This is a genomic window from Streptomyces sp. UNOC14_S4 (assembly GCF_020740835.1).
Classification (GTDB): Bacteria; Actinomycetota; Actinomycetes; order Streptomycetales; family Streptomycetaceae; genus Streptomyces.
The window spans coordinates 1-6,961 of the sequence record NZ_JAINFC010000410.1 but is presented as its reverse complement, the minus strand read 5'-3'; the positions used below and the strand labels follow the sequence as shown (position 1 = coordinate 6,961).

Sequence of the window (6,961 nt, the reverse complement as noted above, 5' to 3'; positions counted from 1 at the left end):
CTGTCGGTCCGTGTCGGTGAGGTGGAGGGGGCCCTGCCAGGAACCGGACAGCAAGTCGGCGTATGCGCTCTCGCTCACGACGGCCTTCGCACCCGCGTCACTCAGCATGAAGCCAATACGTTCGGCTGGGAACTCCGGATCGACGGGGATGTAGGCCGCTCCCGCCTTCCAGGTACCGATCAGCGCGGCAAGCAGATCGGGACCACGCCCGAGCAGTACCCCGACGGTGTCTCCGGGGGTGACGCCGAGGCCATGGAGCCGGTGTGCGAACCGGTTGGCTCTTTCGTCGAGCTGCCGGTAGCTCAGGTGTTCGTTCTCGTACGTGATCGCGACGGCGTCGGGGGTGGCCAGCGCCTGCTCCTCGAAGAGGGCGCGGGTGCTGGTGGCGGGCCATTCGGTGGCGGTGTCGTTCCACGAGGCGAGTTGCGCTCGGTCGGCGTCGGTGAGCAAGTCGAGTTCACCCAGCCGCTGTTCCGGGTCGGCGCCCGTCTGCTCCAGAAGACGTACGAAGCAACGGGCGATTCGCTCGATCGTCGCCTTGTCGAACAGAGCTGTCGCATACTCGAAGCCGCCCGCGTACGATCCGTCCGCGCATCGGCGCATGAAGAGCGTCAGGTCCGTCTTGGCCACCCGCCACGCCTCGCGCATGATCTCCGAATCGGCTCCGCCGGAGAGACCTCCGGTCAGCTCCTCGTCGTGCAGGTCGAAGGCAACCTGGTAGAGCGGAGTGCGCGAGAGGTCCCTGTCGTTCTCCAGCTCGTCCACGAGCCGTTCGAAGGGGACGTCCTGGTGAGCGAAGGCGAACAGGCTCATGTCCCTGGTCCGCTCCAGGGCCTGGACCAAGGTCGCATCCGGCGCCGGGCCGCACCGCAGCACCAGGGAATTGAGGAAGAACCCGGCCATTCCCTCCGTCTCGGGCCGCAGCCGCCCGGCTACCGGGGTGCCGACGGCCACGTCCCACTGCCCGGTCCAGCGGGCGAGCAAGGCGCTGAAGACAGTCATGAGCGTCATGAACGGCGTCGCGCCATTGCGGTGTCCGGCGGCCAGGGCCCCACGGGCCGTTTCCCCGGGCACCGTGAAGGTCACCACAGCACCGCGTCCGTCACGCAGCGGGGGGCGCGGCCGGTCGGTGGGAAGCTCCAGCGGGGCAATGCCGTCCAGCACTTCACGCCAGGCGGCGATCTTGGGAGCGAGCACCGTCTCGGTGAGCTCACGGCGCTGCCAGACGGCGTGGTCCGCGTAGTGCAGTGGGAGAGCGGGCAGAGTCTCCCCGGCGTACAGGGCGCGGAAATCGCGCTCGAGGAGAACGGCAGACCAGCCGTCGCACGCTATGTGATGTAGCGTCAGCAAAAGTACGTCGTCACCGTCGACATCGGGTATCAGCAGAGCACGCCACACCGGCCCGTCCGTCAGGTCGAAGCCCCGTCCGATCTCCGCACGGGACTCCGAGGAGAGATCGGCGGTGGCGGCGACCCGGAACTCGGCGGGGGAAGGGCCATGGACGATCTGTCGCGGCTCACCGTCGACGACCGTGTAGCCGGTGCGGAGAATCTCGTGGCGCGCGACGAGCATGTCCAAGGCGCGCTGTATCTTCCGGTGGTCGGCACGGCCGGTGAGCCGTACGAACAGCGGCACAGTGTATTCGGCGCTGCCAGGAGTGAGGCGGTCGAGGAACCAGAGGCGCTGCTGGCCGAAGGAGAGCGGGAGGGGTTCCTCGCGAGGCACCGCCGTGACCGGAGGCAGGCCCGTGGCGCCCGCCTCGACGAGACGGGCCTGGGCCTCGACGGTGAAGGCCGAGTAGAGGTCCTGGACGTCAATCTCTCCGCCGAGGACGGTACGCAGTCGCTCCGCGAGCCGGACGAGCAGGAGGGAATAGCCGCCGAGCTGGAAGAAGTCGTCGTACACACCGACGCGTTCGATACCGAGCAGTTCGCTCCAGACACGTGCGACGGCCTGTTCGGCCGCGGTGCGCGGTGCGGCGAACGCGGGCCGGCCGCCACCATCGGCATCGAAGACGGGGGCCGGCAGCGCGGACCGGTCGGCCTTCCCGTTGGGGAGCAGTGGGAAGGCGTCGACCGGGATGAACACGGAGGGGACGAACGGCGCGGGCAGCCGGCTGCGCAGGAACGCGCGCAGCTCCGCCGGAGCCGGTCCCCCGCACACGTACGCGGCGAGTCTGGCGGTGCCGTCCGCGCCCCGCACCGTGGAGACGACAGCGCCGGACACGTCCGGATGGGAGCCGAGCACGGCCTCGATCTCACCGGGCTCCACGCGCACACCGTCGACCTTGACCTGCTGGTCGAGGCGGCCGATGTATTCGAGGTTGCCGTCCCCACGCCAGCGCACTCGGTCGCCGGTACGGTACAGACGCGCACCGTCCTGGCCATACGGATCGGGAACAAACCTCTCCGCGGTCAGGTCCGGACGGTTCAGATAGCCGCGGGCGACACCCGCCCCGCCTATGTACAGTTCCCCGGGGATATTCGTGGGGACCGGTTCTCCGTTGCTGTCGAGAACCAGCAGACGCAGGTTGTCCACGGGCCTACCGATGGACACGTTGCCTGCGTTGACACCCGGGTCGTGCCGTCCGGCAGCGACCTCGATGGTGCACTCGGTGGGGCCATAGGCATTCCACACCTCGGCCTTCACATCCGTGAGCAGATCGGCGTGGAGCTGCTCACCGCCGGACAACAGCAGCCGGACCGAAGCGCACTCGTCCCAGCCCGGCTCCTCGATGAGCAGCCGCAGCACGGAGGGGACAAGCTGAAGAACTGTCACCTGATATTCGGTGACCGCCCGGACGATGACGGCCGGGTCGCGCTCGGCGCCCTCCGGAGCCATGACGAGCGTGGCACCGGAGGCGATCGGCGCGAAGAACTCCCAGACCGCGGCGTCGAAGCTCACCGGCGTGCGCTGAAGAACCCGGTCGCCCGCCCCGAGCGCATGCAGGCGGATCTTCCAGTCGATGTGATTGGCGAGCCCGCCATGAGTGACGACCACGCCCTTGGGCTTACCGGTGGAACCGGAGGTGTAGAGGACGTACGCGGCGTTGTCAGCGGCCACTTCGGCCTCGGTGGGCGGCTCACCGGCTCCCCGGCCAGAGTCCAGGAACAGCGGATTCGCGGTAGTGCCTTCGAGCGCCTCGGCCAGCGTCTCCCGAGTGACCACGGTCTTGGCACCGGTGTCCTCCAGCAGACTCCGTACCCGCTCCACGGGGTGCGTGGTGTCCAGCGGTACATACGCCGCGCCCGACTTGAGTATGCCGAGCAAGGCGACTACGAGGTCGAGCCCCCGGGGCAGCAGGACACCCACAAGCTGCTCCGGACCGACACCTCGGTCCCGCAGGCGTGAAGCCAAACGACCGGACTGTGCGTCCAGTGCTGCATACGTGAGATGCCGTTGTCCGTCGATCACAGCGACGGCGTCCGGTGTCCGGACGGCCTGCAACATAACTCGTTGATGGATCAGGGGGCTCAACTCGGCTCCTCGGTCGGGTCAGGAAGCGGTCTGGTGCTCCATCCGCAGGCGCAGGCTCAAGGGACGCATGTCGGTCCAGACCTCACTGATGTGGGCCAAGCATTCGTCCTGGGTTCCCTGGAACCCTTCGGCGTACCAACCGGCGGGAAGCTCCCTGTTAGCCCACCAAATCGAGTACTGCTCCTCGTCGTTGCGCACGACGCGATGGGTGGAGGTGTTGTTCACGGCGCTCACCGGCGCTCCTCATTGGCTGGGCATGCCGCCGATTCGCCCGTGCGCTCGGCTGCATGACGGATCGGATGGCCCCATGGCTGACGGAGCCCGTACCCAAGAAATACTTGCCCGCTTCCTATACAGCTCCTATACGAGCACCACACCGTCTCCATATGTACGAGAGGGAACAGGCAATGCCGCAGGAGATGCACCGCCCGCGCGAAACACTCCCCCAAATCGGGCAATACAATCAAATGCCGGACTCATGTCAAGCGGAGCGGGAGTTTCCGTCTTGCACCGTGTTCAAGCGTGTGTGTACGATCAATGGAGATCAATGCATCAAGGGGGGGTCTTTTGTGCATTTGATACATCCACTCTGAGTTGTGAACATCGAGGGCGGGCAAGAGCCACTTCCACACGCCCACCATTCCTGCGCATTCTTTCCCGAGCATCCGGTCGGTCGACCTCGGGTCCGGGAAGGCATACCGTCTTCATCTCTCAGAGGTCAGAAAACGTGGAATTCTATGTACTCGGCGCAGTAGAAGTGCGCCGGAACGGGCAACTCGTCGACCTCAAGGGGAACAAACCGCGCACCTTGCTGGCCGCACTTCTGTTTTCCCAGGGAAGAATAATTTCCGATGCCCAGCTGAGCCTGCTGTTATGGGGGGAAAATCCGCCTGCCACCTTCAACGCACAGATTCACACATACGTGTCACGTCTGCGCAAAATCCTGTGCCCCGACGCCGAAATCGTCAGGGAACAGCCCGGGTACTTCATCGACATCAAGGACTCCTGGTTCGATTACCAAGAGTTCGACAGGCTTACCCGCGAGGGGCGTCGGTCGCTACTTGAAGGCCATGACAAGGCGGCTGCAGAAATGCTCCACCGTGGATTATCGACGTGGCGCGGCACCGCCTTGGCCAACGTGAGTGAATTCCTCATCGATGCAGAACGGCCATGGCTTGAAGAAGCCCGCCTGGCCGCCCAGGAAAGCCGGATCGAGGCCGATCTGGCCCTCGGTCGGCACGCCCAGCTCGTCTCCGAATTGACTGGACTCGTAGCCAAGCACCCGCTGAGGGAGCACTTCCGGGCCCAACTCATGACTGCCCTCAACCGGTCAGGGCGGCAGGCAGATGCGCTGGAGACCTACCAAGAGGCGCGCCGGATCCTCGTCGAAGAGCTTGGCGTCGAACCGGGCCAGTCGCTTCGCGACGCCCATCACGCCATTCTCACCGGCGTCCGGCCGGTCCCCGTACCGACACCGCCTGAGCGTCCGGAGACCCGGCCCGACACACTTCCGATCGACATCGCGGACTTCAGCGGCCGTGAAGCCGAGTTGGCCACCCTGTCGGAAATCACCGACGAGAAACATCCGGGCGTGGAACTCATCACGGGAATGCCCGGAGTGGGTAAGTCGGCACTCGCCGTGCATGCCGCCCATCTGAAGGACCGTGACTTTCCAGACGGACGCCTCTACATCAATCTGCGCGATGCCCGGGGCCAACCCATCGGCCCGGCGGATGCCCTTTCCCAACTGCTTGAAGGCCTCGGCGTACCTGCGGCCGATATCCCTGAAGGCATGGAAGAGCGAAGGCGCCTGTACCGCCTCCAGCTGGGCCGACTCCGCGTCCTCGTGATGCTCGACAACGCCGCTGACGAACACCAAGTGCGTCCACTGGTGCCATCTTCCGCTAACAGCAGGGCAATTGTCACGAGCCAATCCCGCCTGCCCACCCTGGAAGGGATCAAGCGCATCGAACTGGACCGCCCGAGCGTTCGGGAGTCCGTTGAGCTCCTCGGCAGGTACATTGGCAAAGAACGCATTGGGACACAGATCGCAGATGCGGAGCGGATCGTCGAGTACTGCGGTAATCTACCGCTCGCTCTGAGAATCGCGGGTGCACATCTGATTCGCAAACCGCACTGGTCCCTCGCCAGGCTCGCGGAATGGCTCGCGGACCCACGACACCGGCTGACCGCACTGCGCCTGGGTGACCTGGACGCACGCGCCGCGATCCTGTCCGGATACCAGCGGCTGACCGGCCCCGAGAGGGTGGCCTTCCGGCGCCTGGGTCTGCTCCGGGTCCCAGACTTTCCGGCGTGGGTGGCAGACTCTCTGCTCACTTGTCAGGAAACGCAGGGTGCACAAGGCACTGATCTCGTCGAGGCACTCGTCGACGCCCGGCTCCTGCTGACGTCGACGAGCACCCCCGGGACCGGTGAACTGCGTTACCGATTTCACGAACTCGTCGCGCTCGCGGCACGGGAGCTGGCATGCACGGAGGACACTCCGGACGAGCGAGAGGCAGCTCTTGACCGCGTCTTCACTCACTGCCTCGTGCTTGTGCAGGAAGCGGGACGACCTGCTTTTAGAGACGACCTCGAGCCAAGCAGTCAGGTACTCGTCTCACCACGGAACTGGCTCGCTTCGGAACGCACCACATTGGCCGCCCTGGCCCAGCAGGCATCCGAATCCGGCCGGGACGCCATCGCCTGCTCTCTCGTGGAGACCCTGCGGAACGTCTCCATTCCTTTTGGTGCCGGAGCTGAGCGCTGGACGGTGCCTCTGCGCGAGGCCCGATCAGGGTGCCGACTGAGAGACTAGGCCGTGCTGATCACTGATGGGGCACGGCCGCTATGAACAGCGCCAGCCGCCTGCTGCCCCAGCCAAATGGCCAGGGCAGCAGGCGTAATGCCCCCAAACAGGCCGCCCGACAGGTCAGATGCGGTTTCCCACAGGCTTCAGAATCGCCACGCACTCCACATGATGCGTCATCGAGAAGATGTCGATGCGGCGCAGTCTCGGATAAAACCGCAGGTCAGAGGCACTTTTAGGTCGCCAGGGCGAGGCCATCAGGACCCTGGAGCGTCAATTGAGCGTCAAGGCGCTGCCACGCTCCGAGTACCGCCTGATGAGCGTCAGGCTGGAGGTGCGCGTACCGCTGCGTGGTCTGGTAGCTCTCGTGACCGAGCAGGTGCTGCACCTCGTACAGCGACACCCCATTCTGCACGAGCCACGAGGCAGTGGTGTGGCGGGTGGCATGCGGCGGGTACTCCGGCACGAGTACGTGCATGTTGGTCGTCGGATCCAGGTAGGTCGCGGCGCGAACAGCCGGCCACCAGGTCTGCCGACGCCAGTTCCCGGAGCAATGCTCAAGACCTGTGGATCGGACCCGGGTTGGTGTACGAAGGGCGTACCTTCCCGGGTGATCGATTGATGGTCATCGAGTAGGCCGACGTTCGCAGCGTCGGTCGGGAAGGCACGCCCGTG

The 6,961-nt window shown here is 65.6% G+C and carries 4 protein-coding genes; 1 reads left to right on the top strand and 3 read right to left on the bottom strand.

Features of this window, described 5'->3' with window-relative positions; translation table 11 throughout:
* On the bottom strand, positions 1–3,450 hold a 3,450-nt coding region (locus K6I34_RS28035; RefSeq protein WP_229329991.1), incomplete at its 3' end, for a non-ribosomal peptide synthetase.
* 45 nt (positions 3,451–3,495) lie between these two features.
* Positions 3,496–3,711 carry an MbtH family NRPS accessory protein gene (locus K6I34_RS28030; protein WP_229329989.1) on the bottom strand — a complete coding sequence of 72 codons (216 nt, stop codon included), beginning with the start codon at positions 3,709–3,711 and terminating at the stop codon, positions 3,496–3,498.
* 493 nt (positions 3,712–4,204) lie between these two features.
* Here K6I34_RS28030 and K6I34_RS28025 point away from each other — a divergent pair, with 493 nt between their 5' ends.
* Positions 4,205–6,295, top strand: a complete 2,091-nt coding sequence (locus tag K6I34_RS28025; protein WP_229329987.1) for an AfsR/SARP family transcriptional regulator — start codon at positions 4,205–4,207, stop codon at positions 6,293–6,295.
* A 226-nt stretch (positions 6,296–6,521) separates the two neighbouring features.
* Here K6I34_RS28025 and K6I34_RS28020 read toward each other — a convergent pair whose 3' ends face one another.
* Positions 6,522–6,905 carry a tyrosine-type recombinase/integrase gene (locus tag K6I34_RS28020; protein ID WP_308294070.1) on the bottom strand — a complete coding sequence of 128 codons (384 nt, stop codon included), beginning with the start codon at positions 6,903–6,905 and terminating at the stop codon, positions 6,522–6,524.
* Between the last annotated feature and the right edge of the window lie 56 nt (positions 6,906–6,961).